This is a genomic window from Micromonospora sp. NPDC002717, assembly GCF_040295705.1.
Taxonomy (GTDB): Bacteria; Actinomycetota; Actinomycetes; order Mycobacteriales; family Micromonosporaceae; genus Micromonospora.
Genome location: NZ_JBEOVW010000025.1, coordinates 49,098 through 73,278 on the forward strand (window position 1 = coordinate 49,098; position 24,181 = coordinate 73,278).

The window sequence follows — 24,181 nt, forward strand, 5'->3', positions numbered from 1 at the left end:
GAATGAAGAGCAACGACTCCAGGAACCGGTGACGGGCCGGCATGGAGACATCGTCCGCCAGGGCCGAGAAAGCTACCGAAACCACTGGCAGCGACGGCTCCATGAGCACTGACGGAAGCATGACATGGCCGGCAGCGACGTCGAATGCGATCTCACCCTCATCGCCGGCACCCGCCGGGTCGCGCAGGTCATGCGCGAGATGGTCAGCACGTTTTGCACACCCGCATCGGAGCGCGCTCCAATCTCATCGCGCGGTCTCCAGTGCGTCGATCTCCATTGAGGCTCACCCCTGATAATCAGCGCCTGCCACATGCCTGTGAAACGAGGCAGTCGGCGACGGCGCACTCCCGGCCGACGTGGCCGACGCACTTCAGCTTCGGCGTACGCCAGCGAGGCGCTGGGCCGGGCCGGGTGGACTCGTCCAGCCGGCCCCACAGCCCGCACGACAGTCGTCCATCGGTCAGGCAACGAGTGGGTCCACCCGCCGCACCGTCAGCGGGGCAGCCGGCGTCGGCTCGGCGGCCAGCTCGGCGGCGTACTCCCGAACCAGTGCCGGCAGTCGGTAACCCCCGGGCTCGTCCCGGTGAACCAGGTACGCGTCGGCCAGGTTGTCCAGAGCGCGGCGCAGCCGCGCGGCGGAGGTGCCGACCTGCCGGACCACCCGCTCGGGCTGGAACAGGACGTCAGGCGCCGTGCCGAGCAGGGCGAGGAGCCGCCCGGCCACCTCATCGTCGGCACGGACAGCGGCAACGACGGTGGCCAGGCTGGCACGCACCGACAGGTCCTCGTAGTCCAGCAGATCCAGCCGCTCCCGCCCGTCGGCGAGCTGGCCGACCAGGGCAGTCACCGACAGGCGCGGACGGGCACCCAGGCGCGTGCCGGCGACACGTAGGGCGAGCACCGACCCGGCGCAGAGGCGTACCAGCTCCTCGGTGGCCGCCGGGTCGACGGCCAGCCGCTCCGGACCGGCGAGCGCCGCCAGCAGATCACATGCGTCGCCGGCGGCGTGCGGGCGCAGCGCCACCCGCCGCACGCCGTCTAGGCTGCCCAGCCGGCGCTGGCCGACCACGAGCAGGGCCGGACCGGGCCCGGCCGGGAGCAGCGGGCGGACCTGGGCGGCCCGGGTGACCGCGTCCACCACCAGCAGCAGCCGTCGTCCGGCGACGAGCGACCGGAACATGCCGGCCCGCTCCTCCGTACTTTCCGGCACGTCGCCCGGAGCGACCCCGATCGCCCGGAGCACCCGGGCCAGCACCTCGCCCGGGCTCACCGAGGTCCGGGTGCCGAGGTCGACGAAGACCTGGCCGGCGGGGAAGTCGGCGGCGACGGCGTGCGCGGCGCGTACCGCCAGGGCGGTCTTACCGCTGCCGAAGGCTCCGGTCACGACCACGGTGGCGGGGCTCGTGGCGCGCAGGGCGGTGACCACCTCCGTGGTCTCCCTGCCCCGGCCGACGAAGGTGACCGGGTTCGCGGGCAGCTCACGGGGAACCGCCCAGCCCGGGCCCCTGATGGGCCTGGCAGGCAGGGGCGGGGCCGGCAGGCCGACGACGGCCGCCGGGGCGACCGGCGCAGCCGACGTCGTGACCGGCGCGGGCGGCGGGGCGTACGTCAGCTCGGGCGCCCTGTCGAGCATCGCGCGGTGCAGGGTGGACAGCTCCTCGCCCGGCTCGATGCCGAGCTGCTCGTTCTTCGCGTTGGTGACCTGCGTGGGCCGGCCATAGCCATCCATCTGGTACTGGCTGGCGTGGCTCTCCGCGTCCGTCACGGTGGTGTGGATCGCATTCTCCTGCGGGCCGTCCGGGTCCACGTAGGCGAACTGCGTCAGGTGGTCGAGCCGGTCGGTGTAGGACTTGGTGGTCCAGTGCCACTTCGGGTCGTCGCCGGTCTGCGGGTAGTTGTAGGTCAGCCCGGTGGCGTTGCCGCGCGGGTCGGTGACCTTGACGAGTTTGACGTTCTTGTTCCCCTGCGTCATGTCGTAGGCGAACTTGAAGACTTTCTGGGTCGCCCATGGCGCCGCTGGAGCCGACACCGTCGACCAGCTCACCCAGCAGACCCTTGTCCGTGTAGGTAAAGGTGAGCTTCCGCCCCGACGCGTCCGTGATCTGCGAGACGTGGTCGATGATCTTCGGGTTGGTCAGGTTGGTCGCGGACTTCCGCGTCCAGTCCGTATCGTCGATGTAGTAAAACGCCTGACCCTTGGCGTAGTAGTCGATCGTCAGCGTTTGCCGGCCGGTCGGGTCGAGCAGGTACTTCAGGAACTTGGTCGGCTTGTTGTTTGACTTGCGCTCCTCGTACACGAAGCGCATCTCGTTGCCGTTGTTGTCCACCACACTGGACAGAAAGCCCTCGCAGTCGTAGAAGAACTGCGTCCGGTCGGGCCGGGTCAGCACCCATGCCTTCGGCTCCTGGGTGTTGGGCTTGCAGTCGAGGCTGGTCACCTTCTGCAGGTGCAGGTGCACGCCCTTGGGCGCCTTCCACTCCCCCGCGGCGGTGTCCCAGGTGAACCAGTGGCTGGTGCCGTCGCCGTCGGTCAGGGTGACCTTCGTCGGGTTCGGGTTGGGGCGGAAGTCCAGCGGCGTGCCCAGGCGCATCATCGACGACGCCTGCAAAGACCATCCGTAGCCGGCGACGGTGTCGCTGGTGTCCAGCGAGTTGTAGGCCAGCCGGACAAAGGTCGACAGGCCCCGCGACGGGTTGCTGAAAGCGTTGTACGACCAGACCGTGTTGCCGGCGTACAGGTTGTTCATCAGGGTGCCGCCGGCGCCGGTGTTCTTGCCCGCGTACGAGTAGAACTTCTCCAGGCCGAGCTGGTCGGAGGTCGGCTCCTCCACCGCCACGTTCTGCGGCAGCCCCTTGATCGGGGCGGTGGCCGACAGCTTCCGGCCGTCGTGCTTGTTGCGCAGGTCCCAGCTGAGCACGTACTCGGTGCGCTTGTTGCCCTCCGTCGACGACGGCGGGGTCTTCAGCTGGGCGACAATGTCGACCGTGCCGCCCGGCACCACATTCTTCGGCAGCGCGGTGCGCAGCTCGAAACTCTCGTCGGTGGCGTCGACCAGGGCGCCGGTCTCATTCCGCCGCTGCCAGTCGTACGACAACTCCCAGTCGTTGGTGTCCCACGCCGCCAGGGTCGGGTTCGACACGGTCACCGGGAGGGTGTACGTCGCGTTCGGCGTGAGCACCTGCGGCGTCGAGGCGGCGTAGTAGGTCGACTCGGCGGTCTGCTCGAGGTAGGTGACCTCCAGCGTCGGCCGCAGTAGCGGCTCCTCACCCTCGGAGGAGAGCAGCATGGCCCGCGCGGTCGCGCCGACCTCGTCGCGCATGCGCAGCAGGAAGCCGTTGTTGCTCGCCGGGGTGGTGACCCAACCCTTGACCGGGGTGGTGACGTCCCACGTCGACCACTCCGGGTCGTTGGTGAAGCCGTTGAAGCCGGCCTTCCAGGTGGTGTCGTAGTCACCGCCCGGCGTGGTCCACGCGTTCGTGCCGTCGTAGCTGTTCTAGGTCGCCTTCGTCTCGGTGAAACCCCGGGTCAGCCGGTAGACGTCCACGTAGTCGTCAGTGTCGGTGCCCGGGTAGAGGTAGGTGTTGTACATCCGCAGCTCGGCACCGACGACCTGGGCGTTCGTCGGGATCCCGGTCAGGGTCGGGAACTTCACCAGGCCCCGACTGTCGCCGTAGTAGGGCGAGTTGTTGCCCGGTCCGACGTACGGGTCGCCGTCGTAGACGTCGACGTTCTCCGTGGGCCGGGTCGCCGACAGCGTGGTGTCGGTGACGTCGGTGCGGTAGATCCGGGTGATCTGGCCCGCCTTCGGCAGCATCGCCGGCTGGGTGGGGCCGGCGATCAGCTGCCCGTCCTGGGTCTTGACCGCGATCATGTAGTAGTAGAACTTGCGCGCCATCGGGTCGGTGTTGTCCGCCTCCGTGGGCACCGCGGTGGTGTCCTGGTAGGTCTGGGTGGCCGAGGAGACCGGCGCGATCAGCGTCGCCGCGGTGGGCTCGAAGTTCTGGTGCACGCTGCGGTGCACCTGGTACTCGACGATGTTGTCGGCGGTGGCCGACGACGGGTCGGTGTAGGTCGGCCAGTCCAGCACGGCGCCGGTCGAGGTGATGGTGGTCGGCGGGTTGACTGACACGCCAGGGCGGCCGTAGGTGACGACGAGCTTTGGCAGGTTGAAGTCCCGCCGGTCGTTGGCGTACGCGTACTCCGACGCCTCGTAGATCGGCCCACCGCGGTTCTTCGTGGACTCGTCGAGCGCCTTGATCATGAAGCCGTGGTTGGTGTGGGTGCCGTTCACCCAGTCCTGCACGAGGTTGCGGACCGGGAACGAGTTCCACACGCTCGACTTGGCGTACTTCTTGACCGCGCCGGCCTTGGTGAAGCGCACGGCGTCGGCGATCGCGGAGGTCCCTGGGACACCGTTGAGGACGACCTTGCCGGTGGTGCCGGCCACGAAGGGGTGGGTGCCGAGGGTGACCCAGTCTCCGGCGCTCTCCGGGGTGGTCTGGTCGACGTAGTAGGTCTTCGATCCACCGCTGTAGTGGACGGTGTAGGGCGCGTTGTCCGGCCGGTCAAGGGCCGCCCCGACGTAGTGCACCTCCACCTGGTAGTCACCCGACTCGGTGATGGTCGGAACCCAGGTGTGGGTGTCCGTCGAGGCCGAGCTGCCGTGGTAGCGGTAGTCGCTGCCGACCGCCTTCGGGGTCAGCGCCGTGTTGCCCGAGAACGGCCAGCTGCCGACCACGGAGGTGCCGGAGTCACCGTCGTCCTTGGTCACCACGTTGCCCGCCGGGCCGGCGATGTTGGCGTTCATGTTCGCCCAGGTCGCGCTGGCCTCGCTCCAGTCCGTGGTGACCCGCCGCGCCTCCATCGGCACGTCGTAGCCCCATTGGGTGTGGGTCTGCGAGTAGTACAGCTGTAGCTGCGCGTCGTCGATCGGCGTGTTCGCGGGGATCGTGTCCGCCACGTTGAACTTGAGCAGCGACCGCCACGTCTGGGAGGCGTCGGTGCCGACCTTCAGCTGGTACGTGTCGTTGTAGTTCTTCGTGGTGTTGCCCGAGTAAATCGTCACGTCCTGTGCGTCGTCCGGGACGGGCTGGAGCTTGATGGTCGGGTCGATGACCACCGGGTAGACGCGCGCACGGTCGGCGAGCCAGCCGGCGTCGGCCGTCACCGTGATGGTCGACGTGCCACCCGACTGGGTCACCTTCTGGGTGACCTTGTCGCCCACACCTTGCCGTACGGCGAGGACGCGCCGTCCTTGTCGTCGTACATGAACGGCGCCGGCATCACGAAGACCGGCTCACCGCCGCCGGGACGCACGAACGCGATCGAGTTCGAGGCGAGGAACACGACGGTGCCGGCCCCCCGCCGCGCGGCGGCATGGCCCGTGCGGCGCGCTGGGCCACGAGGTACATGCCGCGCAGGTTGACCCCCAGGGGCAGGTCGAACTCGGCGGCGGTGGCGTTCAGCGCGCTGTTGCGCAGCGACACGCCGACGTTGTTCACCACCACGTCGGGGACGCGGCCTTGCTGTTCGAGGGCGCCGAACGCGGCCTCGATACTGTCGAGGGAGGTGACCTCCAGCTCGACCGGTACCGCGATGTGGATCGCCACCTCGCCGCTGCGTCCAGCACCGATCAACCAGGTCTCGCGGGGTCCCCAGCCGCTACCTGTCTGCTCGCGGATCACCGGGGGCGTGCCGTAGAGGAACGCGTCGAGCCCGCGCAGTTTGTGAGCGTGTGAGCCCACTGTGAGCAGAGCGTGAGCCGGCGGCGTCAATCTCGACCCTGGTCGGCAGACCGTTGAACTCCAACTGAGAGGTCTCGGGCCATGATGCGGTGGATCGTCGGGTCAAGCGTCAAATTTCACCGGCTGGTGCTCTCCATCGCCGTCGCCCTGATGGCCGTCGGCTTCGTACAGCTTCGCAACACGTCGGTCGAGGCCCTGCCGGAGTTCGGGCCGGTGCGGGTGGACGTGCAGGTCGAGGCGCTCGGGCTCTCCGCCGAGGAGGTGGAGAATCTGATCACCAATCCGATGGAGAACGAGTTCTTCAACGGGATCCCGTGGCTGGCCAAGCTTGAGTCCCGCACGCTCCCGGGATTGTCGTCGATGGAAATGACGTTCGAGCCAGGCACCGATCCGATCCGGGCAAGGCAGGTCGTGCAGGAGCGCCTGACCATGGTCGCCATGCTGCCTGCCGCATCATCGAGGCCGCCGCTGGTGGTACAACCGCTCTCGTCGACCGGTCGGCTCATGATGATCGGACTGTCGTCCCAGGATCGCTCACTGATCGACATGTCGCTGCTGTCGCGTTGGACGATCGTGCCCCGCCTGCTGAGCGTCCCCGGCGTGGCCAATGTCGCCATTTGGGGGTTCCGCGACCGGCAGCTGCAGGTGCAGGTCGATCCCTCCAGGCTGATGCAGAACGGCGTCACGCTGGACCAGGTCCTGCGCACATCGGCGAACGCGCTGTGGGTCTCGCCGCTCACCTTTGTGGAGGCGTCGACACCTGGACTGGGTGGCTTCATCGACACCGCCAACCAGCGGATCGAGATCCAGCACAACCAGCCGATCAAGACTGCACAGGATCTCGGCAAGGTCACCATTCAGGGCGCCGAGGACCGAGGACTGCTCCTGGGCGACGTCACCCATATCGTCGAGGACCACCAGCTCCTCATCGGCGACGCGGTCGTCAAGGACACTCCGAGCCTCATGCTGGTGGTGGAGAGGTTCCCGGGCGCCAACGTGGCGGACGTGACCCGGGACGTGGAGGCCGCACTCGACGAGCTGCGACCCGCGATGCCGAGCGTCGAGATCGACACGACGGTGTACCGGCCGGCCACCTTCATCGAGAAGATGGTCGACAACCTGACCACGACCCTGGTCCTCGGCGCCATCCTCCTGCTGCTGGTGCTCGGTGCCTTCCTGTTCAGCTGGCGCACCGCGCTGGTCAGTCTCGTGACCATCGCAGCCTCCGTGGCGGTTACCGTGCTCGTGCTGTCCTGGTTCGGCGTGACCCTCAACATGTTGTCCCTGGCGGGGCTGGTGATGGCCCTCGCCATCGTCGTGGACGACGCGGTGGTCGCCGTCGACAATGTCAGGCAACGGCTGCGGCGGCGCCGCGAGGATGACTCCGACGAGCCCCTCTCCGACACCATCCAGCGAGCCGTCCTCGACGTACGCGGCCCGCTCTTGGTCGCAGCCTTGGTCGCCGCTATCTCGGTCGTGCCCCTTTTCATCCTCGACGGGGTGCGCGGCGCGTTCCTCACCCCGGTCGCCCAGGGCTTCCTGGCCGCCACGGTGGTCTCGCTGGTGGTCGCGCTGACGGTTGCCCCCGTGCTGGCCACGCTCCTGCTCTCCCGGTCGTCACTGCAGCACGGTCCGTCGCCGCTCGCCCGAGCGCTGGAGCAGGCGTACGGTGGGCTGCTGCCCCGGCTGCTTCGCCGGCCCGTCTGGTCCTACGCCCTGGTCGGCCTCCTCGTGGTGGCGGGCCTGGCTGCTCTGCCGTTCCTCGGTGCGCGGCCGCTGTCGCCGACGCTTCAGGAGCGGGACCTGCTGATCACCTGGGAGGCGCCGCCCGGCACGTCCCGACCGGAGATGAACCGGATCACGGGCGCGCTCAGTGCCGAACTGCGGGCCGTCCAGGGAATACGCAACGTCGGCGCCCACACCGGGCGGGCACTGGCGTCGGACCAGGTCGTCAACATGAACTCGGGCGAGGTGTGGCTCAGTGTCGAGCCGGAGGCCGACTACGGCAGAACCCTGGCCGCTGTACAGCGTGTCGTGGATGGCTATCCCGGGGTGCAGAGCGACGTGATCACCTACTCGGACAAGCGGATCCGGGAGGTGGTGACCCGCGGTGCCACGGAGGACCTCGTCGTGCGCGTCTACGGCAACGACTATACGGTTCTCGACGAGAAGGCCCAGGAGGTCCTCGGCATCATCGCCGCCATCGACGGCGTCACCGAACCACGGGTACGGACCGCAGAGGTCGCGCCGACGGTGGAGATCGAGGTCTCCGTTGCCAAGGCCGCGAAGTACGGCCTCAAGCCGGGCGACGTGCGCCGGGCGGCCGCCACCCTCGTCTCGTCCACGGTCGCGGGCAACCTCTTCGACGACCAGAAGGTGTTCGAGGTGGTCGTGTGGGGTGTCCCGGCGGTGCGCCAGAACATGTCCACCATCCAGAACCTTCTGATCGACGCGCCGGGCGGCGGCCCGGGCGGCGGCCCGACCCAGGTGCGCCTGGCTGATGTTGCCGACGTGAGGATCGTGGCGAAGCCGGAGGTCATCACACACGACCAGGTCTCCCGCAGCATGGACGTCGTCGCGAACGTGCGCGGGCGTGGTCTGGATGCCGTCACCAGCGAGGTCAAGGACCGGCTCGCGCAGGTGACCTTCCCCCGTGAGCACCATCTGGAGGTGCTCGGCGAGGGGCAGGCACGGGCCAGTTCCGACCTGCGGGTGTGGACCTTCGTGTGCGGCGCCGTGATCCTGATCTTCTTCCTGCTGCAGGCCGGCTTCGGTAGCTGGCGGGTGGCGTCGCTGTACTTCCTGCTCCTACCGACGGCACTGGCGGGTGGGTTGCTGCTGGCGGCCATCGACCGGTCGGCCGTCTCGGTCGTCGCGCTGCTGGGGCTGCTCACCGTGCTGGCCATGGCCGTTCGGGGCGGCACGCTGCAGATCATGCGGTACCAGCGGATGGAGGAGGACGGCCACCCGCCAGGTGCCGAGCTGGTCGAGCGCGGGTCACGGCAGCAGTTCATCCCGGCCGTGACGGGCATCCTGGCGGCGGGGCTGGCTCTGCTTCCCATGGTGATCTACGGCAGCGTCTCCGGCCTCGAGATCGTGAGCCCGCTCGCCCTGATCATCCTTGGTGGCCTGGTCACGACCGCGCTGCTGAACCTGCTGGTCCTGCCCGTGCTGTATCTGCGGTTCGCCGTCCGGTCTCCATCCGTGGCGGAGTCGGAGCCTCGGGCCGGATCGATACCCGCGCCCAGGCCAGAACCCGGTGCGGCGGGCAAGGAAACCCCTTCAAGCCCGGCTCCGGCCTGATCGGAACCAGGAGAGTCCCATGCACAGTGAAGGAGGCGACCACATGCGACACGGTGGTCGGTGGATGGCAGCGATCCTGATCACGCTGGGCTTGGCGGCCTGCACGACACCCGCCTCGAACACCTCGGGTGGCCACAAGGAGAGCCCCGCCACGGTCGAGGCGATCCCGGGCAGGGACGTCAAGAAGGTGACGCTGACCGAGCAGGCGGCGCGCCGGGTGGGCATCGCGACGGTCACGATCGGCGCAGCGCAGACTGCACCGCCGGTCGGGCCGAGCCCGTCGCCAGGTACGCCGGCGACCGTGGTGCCGTACTCGGCAGTGCTCTACGACCCGAACGGCGCGGCCTGGGTCTACACGGTTCCTCAACCGTTGACCTATGTCCGGGAGATGGTCGTGGTGGAGACCGTGGGCGGGGCGCGCGGGACCGACGCGTTCCTTGCGCAGGCACCGCCGGCGGGGACCTCGATCGTGACGACAGGCGTGATCGAACTCTGGGGCGCCGAGCTCGGGGTCGGCAAGTAGTCCATCCAGTCGCTACGAGGCTAGGAACCCTCACCATGATGCGTTGGATCATTGGAACGAGTCTCAAGCTCCGGTTCCTCGTGGTTGTCGGGGCCTCGATGTTGATGTTCATCGGTGTCCTGCAGATTCGCGACATGCCTGTCGACGCCTTCCCCGAGTTCGCGCCGCCCCGGGTGGAGATACAGACGATCTGTATCGGGCTCTCTGCGCAGGATGTCGAGGAGCTTGTCTCCGTCCCGCTGGAGCAGGGGCTCACCGGGATCGAGGGCCTGGACGTGATGCGCTCCAAGTCGGTCTCCCAGCTCTCCTCGATCATCCTGATCTTCAAGCCCGGGACCGACCTCATGGCGGCCCGTCTGCTGATCCAGGAGCGCCTCACGGCCGTCACACCGAGACTGCCCCGCTGGGCCAACGCGCCCTTCATGATCCAACCGCTGTCGTCGACCAGCCGGGTGATGAAGATCGGAATATCCCAGGCGGACACGTCGGATGCGGCTCATGTCGAGATGGCGCTGCAGGCCTATTGGACGGTCCGGCCCCGCCTGATGCGGGTACCGGGGGTGGCGAACGTGGCCATCTGGGGCGATCGGTGGCACGTCAAGCAGGCGCTCGTCGATCCCGAGCTCATGAAGCAGCACAACGTCACGCTGGCCCAGGTCATGGAGGCCGCCGGAGATGCGGTGGACGTGGGTCAGCTGAAGTTCAACGGCGGGTTCGAGATCGGCACCGGCGGGTGGGTCGACACCGCCAACCAGCGGCTCCAGGTGCAGCACCAACTGCCCGCCCTGACCGGGCAGCAACTGGCCGAGATCCCCATCGAGGTGCCGAAGGGCGCCAAGCCGGTCTACCTGAAGGACGTCGCCTACATCACCGACGACATCATGCCGCCGTCCCTGCTCACCGGGGACGCGGTCATCAACGACGGTCCCGGCCTCATGCTCATCGTCGAGAAGCTGCCCTGGGGCAACACCCTCGAGGTGACCCGCGGGGTGGAGGCCGCGCTGAGGGAGATGGCGCCCGGCATGCAGGGACTCGACGTCGATACCGAGATCTTCCGGCCGGCGACCTTCATCGAGACCTCGGTCGAGAACCTCGGGCGGGCGATGGTCATCGGATTCATCCTGGTGGTCCTGATCCTGGTGTTCTTCCTCTTCGAGTGGCGGGTGGCGCTGATCAGCGCGATGTCGATCCCGCTCTCCCTCGTCGCGGCGGGGCTCGTCCTGCACTGGACCGGGGCCACGATCAATACCATGATCCTGGCCGGGCTCGTGATCGCCCTCGGCGTGCTCGTCGACGACGCCATCATCGACGTCGAGAACATCGTGCGCCGCATTCGCCAGCACCGGCGAGCGGGCAGCACGAGGTCGACAGCGGCCATCATCCTCGACGCGTCGGTGGAGGTGCGGGGGCCGATCGTCCAGGCCACGATGATCATCCTGGTCAGCACGGTCCCGATCTTCCTGCTCACCGGGCTGACCGGCTCGTTCTTCCGGCCCATGGCGTTCGCCTACGGGCTGGCGATCCTGGCTTCCCTGCTGGTGGCCCTGACGGTCATCCCAGCGCTCGCCCTGCTGCTGCTGGCCAGGTCGCCGATCGAGCGGCGGGAATCGCCGCTGGTGCGCTGGCTCCAGCGCGGCTACACCGCGATGCTGGCACGCATCATCCCCCGTCCCGCCGTCGCCTACGCGACCGTAGTGCTCGTCCTGGCGGGCGGTGTCATGGTGGTACCAATGCTGGGGCAGAACCTGTTCCCCGCGTTCAAGGAACGGGATTTCCTGATGCACTGGGTGACCCAGCCCGGCACCTCGCGCGAGGAGAGCGTCCGCATCACCGAGCAGGTCAGCAAGGAGCTGAGGGCGATCCCCGGAGTCCGGAACTTCGGCGCGCACATCGGGCAGGGCACGTTGGCCGACGAGGTTGTCGGCATGAACTTCACCGAAAACTGGATCAGCATCGATCCGAACGTCGACTACGACAAGACTCTTGCCGCCGTGCAGAAGGTGGTCGACGGCTACCCCGGACTGCAGCGGGATGTGCAGACCTACCTGAAGGAACGCACCAAGGAGGTGCTTACCGGATCCAGCGAGGCCATCACCATCCGGATCGTCGGTGACGACCTCGACGTCCTTCGCGACAAGGCCAACGAGGTCAAGGAGCTCATCGCCGGGATCGACGGCATCATCGATGAGCACGTGACGCTGCAGACCACAGTTCCTCAGGTCGACGTCCAGGTCGACCTGAGCAAGGCGGCACGGTACGGCATCAAGCCCGGCGACGTACGCCGGACGGCCGCCACGTTCATCGCCAGCGAGGAGGCGGGCGACATCTGGCGGAACGGAAAGAACACCGAGGTGCACGTGTGGAGCGTGCCGAGTGCGCGGTACAGCATCGAGAGCGTTCGTAGCCTGCTGATGGACGCAGCGGACGGGCGCAAGGTCCCCGTGGGTGAACTCGCCGAGGTCAAGATGGTGCCCACGCCCAACCAGATCCTGCGGGAAAACGGGTCACGGTACATCAATGTGGGCGCCAACGCGGCCGCGGGGAAGGCCCTGAGTGACGTCGCGGCCGAGGTTCAGCGCCGCCTGGCGACGGTGGACTTCCCGCCCGGTTACCACCCGCAACTGCTCGGTGAGTACAAGGAGGCGACGTCCGCCCAGGACCGGCTGCTGCTCTTCGCCGGCGTCGCGGTGATCGGGATTCTCTTCCTGCTGACCACCGCCTTCAACAGCTGGCGGCTGGCGTTCCTCGTCCTCCTCACGCTGCCCATGGCTCTGGTGGGCGGGGTCCTCGCGGCATACCTCGGTGGCGGCATCCTCTCGCTCGGCTCGCTCGTGGGATTCTTCACCGTGCTGGGCATCGCCGCCCGCAACGGCATCCTGATGATCAATCATTTCCAATACCTGGAAAGGGAAGAATCCGAACAATTCGGCCGAGGTCTCGTCCTCCGCGGCGCGGAGGAGCGACTCTCGCCGATCCTCATGACCTCGTTGGCGACCGGGCTCGCTCTCTTTCCCCTGGTCCTCGCCGGCAGCCTTCCCGGTCACGAGATAGAACACCCGATGGCGGTCGTGATTCTGGGTGGCCTGGTCACCTCGACGCTGCTGAACCTGTTCGTCCTCCCGTCCCTCTATCTGCGCGTCGGACGACACGAGCATTCGTCCACGCCTCAGCGATCTCCGCTTGCAACGCGCGTGTGGACAGCAGCCCGGCGGCCCGGAGCAACCCATGCCTGACCGGCGGATCCTCACCCCAGCCACGACGAGTCGCCGTGGTTGCCGACGGGTCCGCTGGGCTGCTGGGTCACGGCAGGTCAAGCCCAGGATCGCCGCGAAGTATCGCCTTCTCCAGTTGCTGCAGCCGCGGCGCTGGATCGAGTCCGAGCTCGTCGACGAGCCGGCTCCGCGCAAGCCGGTAGGCGACCAGCGCGTCGGCGGCACGGCCGGCGCGGTACAGGGCCAACATGAGCTGCGCGAGCAATCGTTGGCGGTACGGATACTGCCCGGCGTACTCGGCGAGGTCATCCAATACGGCCTCGTGCCGGCCGAGCCGCAACTGCGCGTCCAGCCACTCCTCCACAGCCGTCAACCGCGCTTCCTCCAGTCCCCGGCACAGATCTTCGACTCGCGGGGTCGCCACGTCGGCCAGCGCGGGTCCGTGCCACAGATCGAGCGCGCGCCGCAACATCGCCGCCTTCTCCAGTTCGTCCGTCTCACGGCGAGCCCCGGCGAGGAGGGCGCGGAAGCGGTGGGCGTCCACGCTCATCGGGTCGGCCCGCAGGAGATACGTCGGGCCGCGCGTGGTGATCTCCACGCCTTCACGGTCCGCACCGGCCATCGCCAGGACGGTGCGCAGTTGCGAGACGCGAACGTGGATGGCATGACGTGCGGTCTGTGGCGGTGATTCGGGCCATGTCAGGTCAACGAGGCGGTCGAGCGGCACGAACTGGTTCACATTCAGCGCGAGGATCGCCAGGATGAGCCGCTGCTGGCGTGGCCCGAGATCGACTTGTCGATCCCCCGCCCATGCCTCCACTGCCCCCAAAAGCCGGAACTCCACAACCCACACCCCCTGTGATGCGTCTGCACCTCCTCCGCCTCACTGCGCAGGGTCACGGAACCACGCCGTGGACGTTCGTGATGATCAGGCTGATCGGCCGATTGGTCACGTGCCCCGCATTCCGCCGCACGAGCCGCACGTAGTAAGCGGAATCAACGCGCCTGAACGGATGTAAACTGGCCTGTAATACGACCTACGCGGGACCGTCAAGCTTAAGTCTACTTTGTAATACTATGTTGCAACTCAGCTGATTGGCTGGTCAAGAGGTTCGCCGGATCGCCAAGACTTTCCGCCCCGCCACCCCGACCGAAATCTTCATTGCCTGCCAATACGCACAACTCAGCCCCGGCCAAATGCCGGTGCGCGCTCCTCACGGACCTGAGATTTCGTGAGAAATCGTCGGAACTTCCCACCGCGAGGTCGTCGGTCAGCGCGCAGGTAGACAGATAACGAACCGTGCACCACGAGGCGCATCCTCGACGTCTATCGAGCCTCCGTGTGCGTCGATGATCTCTCTCGCGATGGCCAGACCGAGACCGGTGCCGCCCGTGCGACGGCTCCGGTCGTCGTCGAGACGGGTGAACCGCTCGAAGACGCGCTTCCGGTCCACGTACGGAATCCCTGGCCCGTCGTCGTGGACGATCAACGTGACCCGGCGGTCATCGCTGCCGAGCTCGACACTGACCGATGACGAGGCATAGTGCTCAGCGTTGTCGAACAGATTGCGTACCGCCCGGGTCAGGTCGTCGCGACGCCCGTCGACGGCAGCCGCCGAGACCGCGCCGGTGTCGACCCGCAGGCGGCCGCCGCCCCGGATCCGGGCCGCCTCGGCCAGGACGATGTCGTCGAGGTCGACCGGACGGGCGGGGCGGCGAGGAACGCCGGCATCCGCCCGTGCGAGGAACAGCAGGTCCCGGACCAGCCGCTCCATGCGACGGTTCGCCGCGAGCAGGTCGGCTGCGGTTTCGCTCCATCTGGTGAAGTCGGGGTGGGCGAGCGCGACCTCCAGATCGGTGCGCGCCGCAGCGAGCGGAGTCTGCAACTCGTGCGAGGCGTCCGCGACGAAGCGACGTTGACGCTCGACAGCCGCGTCCAGCCGGTCGAGCATCATGTTCATCGTGCCCGCGAGTCGACTGATCTCGTCGTCCGTGGCCGGCACGGACACACGCCGGTTGAGGGAGCGTTCGGAGATGTCGGCAACCTCGGCCCGGATTGCGTCGACCGGCCGCAGGGTGCGACCCGCGACCGTCCAGGTCGTGACGGCGACGAGTGCCAGCAGCAGTGGACCACCGGCGGCAAGGGCACCCTGGAGAACGTCAACAACGTCATCGACCGGGGAAAGACTCGCCGCAACGTAGACGGTCGCCGGCCCTTCGGGCGTGGCCGTCGGCAGCGCGATGACCCGATAGCCGCCGGCCTCGCCGAACGGAAGGCCGTCGACTGTGCGCACCTCGGACCCCGCCCCGGGAGGGCGGAACCGGGCAAGAGATTGATCGCGCCGAATTCCGACGGTGGCGGCCACGACTCGGCCGTCGCCGTCCACGACCTGGACGATGCTGCCGTCGTCACCTTCGACGGCCAACTCCGTGGGGAGCGTGCCCTGGCGGGCCAGGGCCGCGACGTCGTGCGCACGCACCCTCGCGATGTCGTCGACGCGTTCGACCAGCGAACGACGCAGAAACACCACCAGGCTCACGGCCGTGACCACGAGGGCGACGCCAACGACGATCGTTGCAGCCATGGTGGTGCGGGCACGCACCGTCGCCAGGCGCGCCCGAGGCCGGAGGTTTTCAGCCCCCATCGGGGTCCAGTCGGTAACCGACCAGACGGACCGTCTGGATCGCGGAACGACCAAACGGCTCGTCGATCTTCCTGCGTAGGTGCCGGACGTAGACCTCGACGATGTTGGGATCGCCGTCGAACGCGAAGTCCCAGACGTGGTCGAGGATGGTGCCCTTGGAAAGCACTTCGCCCGGACGCCGCATGAGGAACTCGAGGAGGGCAAACTGACGCGGAGTAAGTGAGACCTCCGTTTCCCCACGCCAAACCCGGTGGGCGGCGGGGTCGAGCCGCAGGTCGCCGACATTCAGCCTGGCCGGGCGCTCCCGCGAACCCCGGCGCAACAGCGCCCGAATTCTGGCAACCAAAACCACATAGGAGAACGGCTTGGACAGGTAGTCATCGGCTCCGGTATCGAGAGCTTCCGCCTCGTCGAGCTCGCCGTCCTTGGCCGTCAGCATGATGATCGGGGTCCAGTTGCCGGCCTCACGCAACTCCGCGCACACCTGGAAGCCGTTCTTGCCGGGAAGCATGATGTCGAGAACGATGACGTCGAAGTCGCCGTCCGTGGCCAGCCAGAGGCCGTCGATGCCGTCGAGCGCGACCTCAGCAGCGAACCCCTCGGCCTCCAATCCACGCTTGATTGACCGGGCGAGGTGCTTGTCGTCCTCGACCACGAGGATGCGCACACCCCCAGTGTGCCACTCGCCGGCCTACTGCCCGCTGAAGCCGCCGACGCAGACCTCCGGCCTCGGGGTTGCGTCCGCGTTCAGCCGGTATTCAGCCAACGCGCCCTACAGTCGCCTCACGTCCCGGTCGAACCGACCACGGGTGGCAGCGACGTCACCTCGCACACGACGAGAGAGGGGGATGGTCATGACTACCGTGCAGCTCGAGGCTGTGCAGCTCACCAAGCGGTTCGGAAACCGCACGGCGATCGACGGGTTGAGCATCACGGCACGACAAGGCGAGATCGTGGGACTGCTCGGGCCAAACGGGTCGGGCAAGACGACCACCATCCGACTGCTCACCACGGTGCTCGCGCCAACGAGCGGGCAGTTCTCGGTGGCGGGTGTTCCCTGCACCCGGCCCGGCGAGATTCGCCGACGGATCGGTGTACTGCCGGAAAGCAACGGCTATCCCGGACACCAGACGGGCCAGGAGTACCTGCGCTACCACGCGCGGCTGTTCGGCCACACCCGTCCAGACGCCGTGCTGGTCGCCGGGGGGCTGCTGGCAGAGGTCGGCCTGGCCGAGCGTGGCTCGTCGCGGATTTCCACCTACAGCCGCGGCATGCGGCAGCGGCTGGGCATAGCACGGGCGCTGGTCAACGATCCCGCTGTCGTGTTCCTCGACGAACCGACGCTCGGGCTCGACCCGGCCGGGCAGCGTCAGATGCTGGCGATGGTCCGCGAAATCGCCACAGGCCGAGGAGCCACCGTCATCCTCAGCACCCACGCCCTCCCTGACGTCGAGGAAATCTGCACGAACGTGCTGATCCTCCACAAGGGAAAAATCCTCGCCTCCGGCCCCTGCGGCGAGGTCACCCGCGCTGTCCCCACCCAGCGGTACGCGCAGATGCGCGTACCGATCGAGCTGGCCAGCCGGGCCCGGGACGCACTCGCGGGGATTGCCGGCCTGACGATGGAGCTGGCCGCCGAACGTCCCGACATACTCAGGTTTTCCGTCAACGAACGGTCGTCCGCCACACAGGGCGGCACGGAGACGGGGATGAATGGACCGTTGCGGGCGGTGCTGAGCGCCGACGTGCCGGTCCTTTCTTTCGAGGTCGAAGGCGCGCGGCTCAGCGCCACTTTCCTTGCGATGACCGGTGAGGGTGTCCGATGACGGCGGGTCCACGTACGCGCGTCCGGAACGCCGAGCCCAGCGCGGGCGCAGTGCGCGACAACAATCCGGGTTGGCGGGTTGTCGCCGAACAGGAATGCCGCGATCTGTGGGTAAGCGGGCGCGGCCCCGGGTTGGTCTTCGCGTTCAGCGTCGTCCTGAGCGTCATGACCTACCTTGCCGGCACCAACCAAGTGCTCAACTTCCTCGAGCAGCGCGAGGCAGTCAACCTCACCCTGCAGGTTACGGTCGCGGTCGGCGTCCTCGTCACACTGGTGGTCAGCGCCGACGCGATCAGCGGGGAGCGGGAACGGGGCACGCTGGAGAACCTGCTGCTCACGCCCGTCTCCCGCCGCGCCATCGTCATCGGGAAGATGGCCGCCGCGCTGTCGCTCTGGCTCGCGGCCTTCGTCGTGAGCGTGCCGTATCTATGGGTGCTCGGACGCGGAGTGTCCATCGTCGGGCAGGCGCTGCTGCTGGGCCTGCTCGTCGGCACGCTGCTGGCGATCGCGCTCGCCGCGCTCGGTCTGCTGATCAGCGCCGTGTCGAGCTCCAACAAAGTCAGCCTCGCGGTGAGCCTCTTCCTGCTGTTGGCGTTCTTCGCACCGACCCAGTTGCCCGGCGGCGCGCCGAAGGGCTGGTTCGGTGACCTTCTCGTCCGGCTCAACCCGATCGGCGCGGCGCTGCACTACCTGACGGCTGTGCTCGTCAACGGGCACGGCTGGACGCGGGACCTGTCCTACCTGATCTCTCCGCTACTCACCGCAGTACTGGCCGGGGGCGTCCTGGTTGCCGCCGGCACCCGGATAGTCAAGCTTCATGGAGGGGTGAGCGGAGCATGAAGACAGAGCTGGCCCTCGCCGGGCTGTTGCTGGCGCTGACGGCTCCAGTCGGCCTGACCGCTTCGGCGGCAGCCGCTCCACCGCCACTGCCGGGCACCGTCGAGGTCGTATTGGAGCAGAGCCAAATCGACACGGTCGTTGGTGAGAGGTTGACGCTTGAATCCCGGGTGGTCAACTCGGGTAACGCGCCGACCGAACGGCTGGTAGCCCACTTCAACGTCGCGAGCCTGGACGGCGTCTACGTCGACCTCGAGGACTGGTCGGCGGACGTGACCCGAGAAGTTCCGCCGGTGGCGTCGAACAGCAGCATGTCGCTGTCCTGGCAGGTCCAGACCGTCAACACCGGCAGTTTCGACGTCTACGTCGTGCTCATGCCCGGCGGCGACGCCACGGCAGGTACCGGCCCGCTGGTGGTGAGCCAGCCGGTACACGTGACGGTGGCCGGAAAGCGGACCCTGACCGCAGCGGGGTCGCTGCCGGTTGCCATCGTCGTTCCGGTCGTGCTCGGTCTGGTGGCCGCAGCTGCCAGATACCGCATTCGGCGTACGAGTTGACAGAGGAGGAACTCGTCCTCGGATTCAGGCGTGCCGAGCCACAGCTATCCGGCGCCAAGTCGACGCCGGTGGGCGTCCGGCCGCATCCAGGACCGGTTTCAGCACCGTCTGACAGGCGGGCGCGATCTTCGTTCGTCGGCACCGTGCTGCGCCATGATCCCCGCCGGCCAGACCCTGATCGATGACGGTGGAACCCGAGACCTTCGGCGTCACGCCCTTGGCGGCGCCGACCAGGCCCAGCTCGATGCTGCGGCTGTCCCGCTCAAAACGCACCAGGTCATCCGAGCGGTCCCGAACAGGCTTGTGAAGGTGTTGGTCCGGTTGCCCTGGACGTGTCCCTTGTCCTTGGTAGGGCGGACCGCTGTGTCGATCGGCTGGTAGCGGCCCTTGCCGTCCTTCTAGTGCAGCGGAACCGCCGAGATCTCCGCCTGCGTCCACCCGTCGGAGAGCTGGTAGACACGGTTGTTGGCGGTGCGCTTGCCGGTCAGCTCCTTGACCCGCTGCTGCGATGGCCAGACCCTGGCCGGATTCCCGCAGGATCGACGGCCCCGGCGGCGGCCGGGTCGGAAATGGAGGCGGACGGGGCTCGGGTGCTGACCTGACAAAGGGGTCAGGCGACCGCAGCCGTGCCGGCCACAAGGGCCCGCACGGCTGCGAGAGATGCGGACGCCGGGTCGCGGACGACGGTCAGTAACGGTCGAGGTTGGCGTACGGGCTGATCACGATGCGCGGCGACAGCGCCGGGTTGAGCCACCGCAGGACGGCCACCAGGTTGGTGTGCGAGAGGCTGACGCAGCCGGCGGTGGGGTTGCCGCCGCTGGTGCTGAACTCGTGCAGGAAGATGCCGCTGCCCGCGTACGGCACGGGCTTCGCCACGTTCGGCGGCATGTTGTACGTGATCACCGCAAAGTGCGTGTACGCGGGCGTCTCCTGCCACAGCGCCTCGCTGTAGCCGCCGGGGTTGGTGGCGCTGTGCTGGAACGTGTTGTAGAGCGCGGACTCGGGGTTCTCGTTCCACCAGTCGCCGCTGACCAGCCGGTGGTACGGGTAGCGCACGCCCGGGTTGGCCCCGATGCCGTACATGGTCGGACCGATCGAGTAGACCCCGGTCGGGGTGGTGGGCACCCCTTCCACGTGGTTGTCGCTGAACCCCTTCGACCCGACCCGGGCGGGCAGCGCGCCCGACACCCGCCGCCAGTGGCCCAGCACCTTGGCGTACGTCTCAAGGGTCGCGTAGGTGGTGGTGTAGCTGGTGCCGCCGACGACGATGACCTGCTGGCACTCCACCGGCAGCGTCCGCAGCTTGGCGGCGCGGTTGTTCGGGTCGACCCACATGCGCCGATCACTCGGATAGCGGGCCACGGTGGTCGTGGTGCTCCAGGCGTCCCGGGTTCCCGGGCCCGTGGGGGCCGCGGAGGCGCGGGCCGCGGGGGCGACGACGGCGGACGCCGCCGCGCCAGCGGCGGCAATTAGGAGGTTTCTCCGATTCATGCCGGACATCCTGGCAGCCGGCACACGTCCCCGTGATCCCCTGGCATCAGATTCCCTGGCCCCTCGACGTCAAGCCGGGGTGGAGGAGGCGTGTCCGCAGGGGCGGGTCAGGACCGGGTCCGCAACTCCCCGATCCTGACCCCCAGCCGTCCGGCGTGGTAGCGGACATCACCGAATGAGCGCGCGGGCGTGGCACGCCGCCCACGCCGGGCTCACCACGGCGAGCCTGCCGCCTGCACTCAGCTCCACGGTGCCCAACTACCGGACTTCGGCGCGCCCCCGACTCACCCCGACGAGACGTGAGCGCCGGATCAGGTTAGGCGCGCGTCCGCGGGCCAGACAAGGACGAACCGGGTCCGAGCGAGCGTGATTGATGTCAAGGTGAAAAAGCGGCATGTCGACGTAACACGGCCCCGCGGGCCAACGCTGTTCCCCGTCGAGGCGACCACCGTGCCGCGGCCCTCGCGCCGCCGCCCACGACCAGCGTACGGCTCAGAAGTGGAGCAGCAGTTCGGGGAACGCGGACAGCCGCAGCACACCCCGGTCGGCCGGGTCCAGCTCGGCGTGCTCCAGCACCCAGGTGTTGTCGTTGGGGATGAACACGGCGTTCATGCCGGCGGCGCGGGCGGGCAGGATGTCGGACTTCGGGGAGTTGCCGATCATCCAGGCGCCGGCCGGGTCGATGTCGTGCTCCCGGGTCAGCCACCGGTAGGTGTCGACGTCCTTCTCCGGCACGATGTGGGCGGCCCGGAAGTGGTGCAGCAGCCCGGAGGCGTCGAGCTTGCGCTGCTGGTCCTCGGGCTCGCCCTTGGTCAGCAGCAACAGCTCGTGCCGGCCGGCCAGGTCGTCCAGCGCCTCGGCCACCCCCGGCATCAGCTCCACCCGGTGGTCGGCCAGCGCCGCCGCCAGCCCCTCGATCTCGCGCCGCTCGGCCTCCGTGGCGGGCCGCTGGCGCAGCCGCTCCAGGCACTCGGCCAGGCTGCGCAGGAAGACCTTGCTGCCGTAACCGTGCGCGACCGTGTTGGCCCGCTCGATGTCGTCCAGGATGGCGCGGGTCTCGGCGCGGTCGAGCGTGGGGTGGTCCAGCCACTCCAGGAAGTCGTCGATCACCCGCTCGAACAGGATGTTGTTCTCCCAGAGCGTGTCGTCGGCGTCGAAGACGAGCACCTGCCGGCCGCGCCGGCGCGTCGTGTCTGCCATGGTTTCCCTCCCGTTGACGGCCGGCGCCACGGTACTGCCCGCCACCGACGCGGTCATCCGGGTTCCGTCGGACCGTGACGGGTACCCGGGGCACCGCCCGGTCAGCGGCGCAGGGTGAGGATCAGGTCGGCGACCAGCGCCGTCCAGCCGGTCTGGTGCCAGGCGCCCAGGCCCGCCCCGTTGTCGCCGTGGAAGTACTCCGGGAAGCAGATCAGGTCCCGCCAGTCCGGGTGGGTCTGGAAGAGCTGGGCGGCGCCGTAGATCGGCCGCCGACCCCAGCCGTCGCGGGTGAACAGCGAGATCAGCCGCGCGGAGAGGTCGTCGGCGATCTCGTCGAGCGTCCGCTTCACCCCCGAGCGCGTCGGGTACTCCACCTGGAAGTCGTCGCCGAAGAACGCGGCGTAGTCGCGCAGCGCGCTGATCAGCAGGAAGTTCGTCGGCATCCAGATCGGGCCGCGCCAGTTGGAGTTGCCCCCGAACAGGCCGCTGGTCGACTCGGCCGGCTCGTAGCCGACGCTGAACTCCTGGCCGCCGAGGGTCACCGAGAACGGCTTGTCCAGGTGGGCCCGGGACAGCGTCCGCAGGCCGTACTCGGAGAGGAACTCGTCGGGGTCGAGCATCCGGGCCAGCAGCGGGACGATCTGCTCCGGGCCGACCATGGACAGCAGCCGGTGCTGGCGGCCGTCCGGGCCGAGCCGCCGGGCGCCGACCACGTCGGCGTACTCGGGGCGGTTGGTGAGGAACCAGCGCAGCCGGGCGCCCAGCTCGGGCAGCCGGTGCAGGGTACGCGCGGTGAGCCGGGTGGTGGCGGCCAGCGGCAGCAGCCCCACCACCGAGCGGACCTTCAGCGGCACCTTCGTGCCGTCGGCGAGCCGCAGCACGTCGTAGAAGAACGCGTCCTCGTCGTCCCACAGGCCCTGCTCGTACGCGGCGGCCGCGATGTAGGCGAAGTGCTCGAAGAACTTGGTGGCGGTGTCGACCCAGGTGCGGTCGTGTTCGGCCAGCACGATCGCGATGTCGAGCAGGTTGAGGGCGTACATGGCCATCCAGCCGGTGCCGTCGGACTGCTCCAGCACCCCCGCCACGGGCAGCGCCGCCGAACGGTCGAACGGGCCGACGTTGTCCAGCCCGAGGAAGCCGCCCTCGAAGACGTTGTTGCCGCCGGTGTCCTTGCGGTTGACCCACCAGGTGAAGTTGAGCAACAGCTTGTGCATCGCCCGGGCCAGGAAGTCGTGGTCCCGGCTGCCGTCGATCTCGAACACCTTGAGCGCCGCCCAGGCGTGCACCGGCGGGTTCACGTCGCCGAACGCCCACTCGTACGCCGGGATCTGCCCGTTGGGGTGCAGGTACCACTCGCGGAGCAGGAGCAGCAGCTGCGCCTTGGCGAAGCCGGGGTCGACCCGGGCGATGCTGACGCAGTGGAAGGCCAGGTCCCAGGCCGCGTACCAGGGGTACTCCCACGGATCCGGCATGGAGATCACGTCGAAGCTGCTCATGTGCCACCAGGCGCTGTTGCGCCCGTGCCGGCGACCGGGCGGCGGCGTCGACCCCGGATCGCCCTCCAGCCAGCGCTTGACGTCGAAGTGGTAGAACTGCTTGCCCCACATCAGCCCGGCGATCGCCTGCCGGGCGACCAGGGCCTCGTCCGGGGTCGCCGCGGCCGGGATCACGCTGGCGAAGAACCGGTTCGCCTCCGCCCGCCGGGCCCAGACCACCGCGTCGAAGCCGTCGCCGAGGTCCGCCGGCGGGGGCGGGGTGCCGCCCGGCGGCGGGGCGGTACGGGTCAGCCGCAGCCGGATCCGCCGCTGCGCGCCGGCCGGCACGTCCAGCACGTAGTGCAACGCGCCCTTGGTGCCCTCCCGGGCCGGGTTGACCGTCGCGGCCCCGTCGACGACGTGGTCGTTGATGCCGTCCTTCGGGTAGCGGGACCGGCTGCGCAGCCCCCAGAGCCGCTCGGCGTTGCTGTCGTTGTCGCAGAGCAGCGGCGTGGGCTCGCCGTCGCCCTCCAGCAGCAGCTGGCCGAGCACCCGGTGCTCCCCCACCAGCCGCGACCCCTCCCCGACCAGCCGAGGCACCCGGTCGCAGCCGGGCAGCCCCCACGCCCAGGTGTTACGGAACCAGAGGGTGGGCAGCACGTGCAGGGTGGCCGCCCGGTCGCCCCGGTTGGCGACCGTGACGACGACGCACATGTCCGTCGGGGTCGCCTTGGCGTAGTCGACGGTCACCGCCCAGTACCGGTCGTCGTCGAAGATGCCGGTGTCGACCAGCTCGTACTCGGTGTCGTCCCGGCCGCGCAGCGCGTTGACCGCGACCAGCTCGTCGTACGGGAAGGCGGCCTGCGGGTAGTGGTACCGCCAGCGCATCCACGAGTGGGTGGGCGTGGAGTCCTCGTACCACCAGTACTCCTTGGCGTCCTCCCCGTGGTTGCCGCCGTCGCCGCCGAGGCCGAACATCCGCTCCTTGAGGATCGGGTCCTCGCCGTTCCACAGGGCGAGGGCGAAGCAGAACGTCTGCCGGTCGTCGCAGACGCCGGCCATTCCGTCCTCGCTCCACCGGTAGGCTCGGGACCGCGCGTGGTCGTGCGGGAAGTAGTCCCAGGCCGTACCGTGCTCGCTGTAGTCCTCCCGCACCGTCCCCCACGCCCGTTCGGACAGATAGGGACCCCATGCGCGCCAGTCCTGCTCCCCGGCGTCGGCCTGAGCCAGCCGGAGCCGTTCGGGGTCGGGCGCGCGGTCGTCGGGGGGCGGCACGTCGGTGATCACTTGCACATCTTCGACGCCGCCGGGGGACTTCACCACACGGGCCATTCTCGTCGTGGTCCGTCGCACGCCGCGGCCGGTGGA

16 protein-coding genes and 1 pseudogene are annotated in these 24,181 nt (G+C 68.6%); 7 read left to right on the plus strand and 10 right to left on the minus strand.

Annotated elements, in window-relative coordinates:
* Positions 1 to 124: 124 nt before the first annotated feature.
* Positions 125 to 280 (plus strand): hypothetical protein, encoded by a 156-nt coding sequence (locus ABT006_RS27920; protein WP_350711152.1) that lies wholly within the window; start codon positions 125 to 127, stop codon positions 278 to 280.
* A gap of 180 nt (positions 281 to 460) precedes the next feature.
* Here the strand turns inward: ABT006_RS27920 and ABT006_RS27925 are convergent, their stop codons facing one another.
* The 3 genes and pseudogenes from ABT006_RS27925 to ABT006_RS27935 form a co-directional block, all read right to left on the minus strand.
* Entirely contained in the window at positions 461 to 1,972 is a 1,512-nt protein-coding gene (locus ABT006_RS27925; RefSeq protein WP_350711154.1) for a hypothetical protein, read from the minus strand.
* Between the two features lie 1,318 nt (positions 1,973 to 3,290).
* Positions 3,291 to 5,225, minus strand: a pseudogene (locus ABT006_RS27930) (DNRLRE domain-containing protein); the annotation flags it as partial.
* Between the two features lie 58 nt (positions 5,226 to 5,283).
* Positions 5,284 to 5,745 carry an SDR family oxidoreductase gene (locus tag ABT006_RS27935; protein ID WP_350711155.1) on the minus strand — a complete coding sequence of 154 codons (462 nt, stop codon included), beginning with the start codon at positions 5,743 to 5,745 and terminating at the stop codon, positions 5,284 to 5,286.
* 81 nt (positions 5,746 to 5,826) lie between these two features.
* On the opposite strand from ABT006_RS27935, the gene ABT006_RS27940 reads away from it, so the two are divergent.
* The 3 genes from ABT006_RS27940 to ABT006_RS27950 all read left to right on the plus strand — a co-directional run bounded on the left by ABT006_RS27940 (position 5,827) and on the right by ABT006_RS27950 (position 12,804).
* Positions 5,827 to 9,048, plus strand: a complete 3,222-nt coding sequence (locus tag ABT006_RS27940) for an efflux RND transporter permease subunit (RefSeq protein WP_350711157.1) — start codon at positions 5,827 to 5,829, stop codon at positions 9,046 to 9,048.
* 64 nt (positions 9,049 to 9,112) lie between these two features.
* Positions 9,113 to 9,571 (plus strand): hypothetical protein, encoded by a 459-nt coding sequence (locus ABT006_RS27945; RefSeq protein ID WP_350711159.1) that lies wholly within the window; start codon positions 9,113 to 9,115, stop codon positions 9,569 to 9,571.
* 35 nt (positions 9,572 to 9,606) lie between these two features.
* A complete protein-coding gene (locus ABT006_RS27950; protein ID WP_350711161.1) occupies positions 9,607 to 12,804 on the plus strand; it encodes an efflux RND transporter permease subunit in 3,198 nt (1,065 codons plus the stop codon).
* A 67-nt stretch (positions 12,805 to 12,871) separates the two neighbouring features.
* Here ABT006_RS27950 and ABT006_RS27955 read toward each other — a convergent pair whose 3' ends face one another.
* The 3 genes from ABT006_RS27955 to ABT006_RS27965 form a co-directional block, all read right to left on the minus strand.
* Complete coding sequence (locus ABT006_RS27955; RefSeq protein WP_350711163.1) at positions 12,872 to 13,627, minus strand: AfsR/SARP family transcriptional regulator; 756 nt, start codon at positions 13,625 to 13,627, stop codon at positions 12,872 to 12,874.
* A gap of 427 nt (positions 13,628 to 14,054) precedes the next feature.
* Positions 14,055 to 15,368, minus strand: a complete 1,314-nt coding sequence (locus tag ABT006_RS27960) for a sensor histidine kinase (protein ID WP_350711165.1) — start codon at positions 15,366 to 15,368, stop codon at positions 14,055 to 14,057.
* Between the two features lie 49 nt (positions 15,369 to 15,417).
* Positions 15,418 to 16,095 carry a response regulator transcription factor gene (locus tag ABT006_RS27965; RefSeq protein ID WP_350711167.1) on the minus strand — a complete coding sequence of 226 codons (678 nt, stop codon included), beginning with the start codon at positions 16,093 to 16,095 and terminating at the stop codon, positions 15,418 to 15,420.
* Positions 16,096 to 16,282: 187 nt separating this feature from the next.
* Here ABT006_RS27965 and ABT006_RS27970 point away from each other — a divergent pair, with 187 nt between their 5' ends.
* Genes ABT006_RS27970 through ABT006_RS27980 form a run of 3 tightly spaced genes read left to right on the plus strand, consistent with a single transcriptional unit; the run spans position 16,283 to position 18,647 of the window.
* Positions 16,283 to 17,254: an ABC transporter ATP-binding protein gene (locus ABT006_RS27970; protein ID WP_350711169.1), complete on the plus strand. Its 972-nt coding sequence runs from the start codon at positions 16,283 to 16,285 to the stop codon at positions 17,252 to 17,254.
* Between the two features lie 50 nt (positions 17,255 to 17,304).
* Complete coding sequence (locus ABT006_RS27975; protein WP_350711170.1) at positions 17,305 to 18,093, plus strand: ABC transporter permease subunit; 789 nt, start codon at positions 17,305 to 17,307, stop codon at positions 18,091 to 18,093.
* The gene (locus tag ABT006_RS27980) at positions 18,090 to 18,647 is read left to right on the plus strand and encodes a hypothetical protein (protein ID WP_350711172.1); all 558 of its coding nucleotides are present in this window, start codon (positions 18,090 to 18,092) and stop codon (positions 18,645 to 18,647) included. The genes ABT006_RS27975 and ABT006_RS27980 overlap by 4 nt, the downstream gene beginning before the upstream one ends.
* Positions 18,648 to 18,671: 24 nt before the next feature.
* On the opposite strand, the gene ABT006_RS27985 is transcribed toward ABT006_RS27980, so the two are convergent.
* The 4 genes from ABT006_RS27985 to ABT006_RS28000 all read right to left on the minus strand — a co-directional run bounded on the left by ABT006_RS27985 (position 18,672) and on the right by ABT006_RS28000 (position 24,145).
* Positions 18,672 to 18,920: a hypothetical protein gene (locus tag ABT006_RS27985; protein ID WP_350711174.1), complete on the minus strand. Its 249-nt coding sequence runs from the start codon at positions 18,918 to 18,920 to the stop codon at positions 18,672 to 18,674.
* Between the two features lie 414 nt (positions 18,921 to 19,334).
* Positions 19,335 to 20,138 carry a L,D-transpeptidase family protein gene (locus ABT006_RS27990; RefSeq protein ID WP_350711175.1) on the minus strand — a complete coding sequence of 268 codons (804 nt, stop codon included), beginning with the start codon at positions 20,136 to 20,138 and terminating at the stop codon, positions 19,335 to 19,337.
* A gap of 492 nt (positions 20,139 to 20,630) precedes the next feature.
* On the minus strand, positions 20,631 to 21,338 hold the full coding sequence (locus ABT006_RS27995; RefSeq protein ID WP_350711177.1) for an HAD family hydrolase: 708 nt from the start codon (positions 21,336 to 21,338) through the stop codon (positions 20,631 to 20,633).
* Positions 21,339 to 21,439: 101 nt separating this feature from the next.
* Positions 21,440 to 24,145: an MGH1-like glycoside hydrolase domain-containing protein gene (locus ABT006_RS28000; RefSeq protein ID WP_350711179.1), complete on the minus strand. Its 2,706-nt coding sequence runs from the start codon at positions 24,143 to 24,145 to the stop codon at positions 21,440 to 21,442.
* Between the last annotated feature and the right edge of the window lie 36 nt (positions 24,146 to 24,181).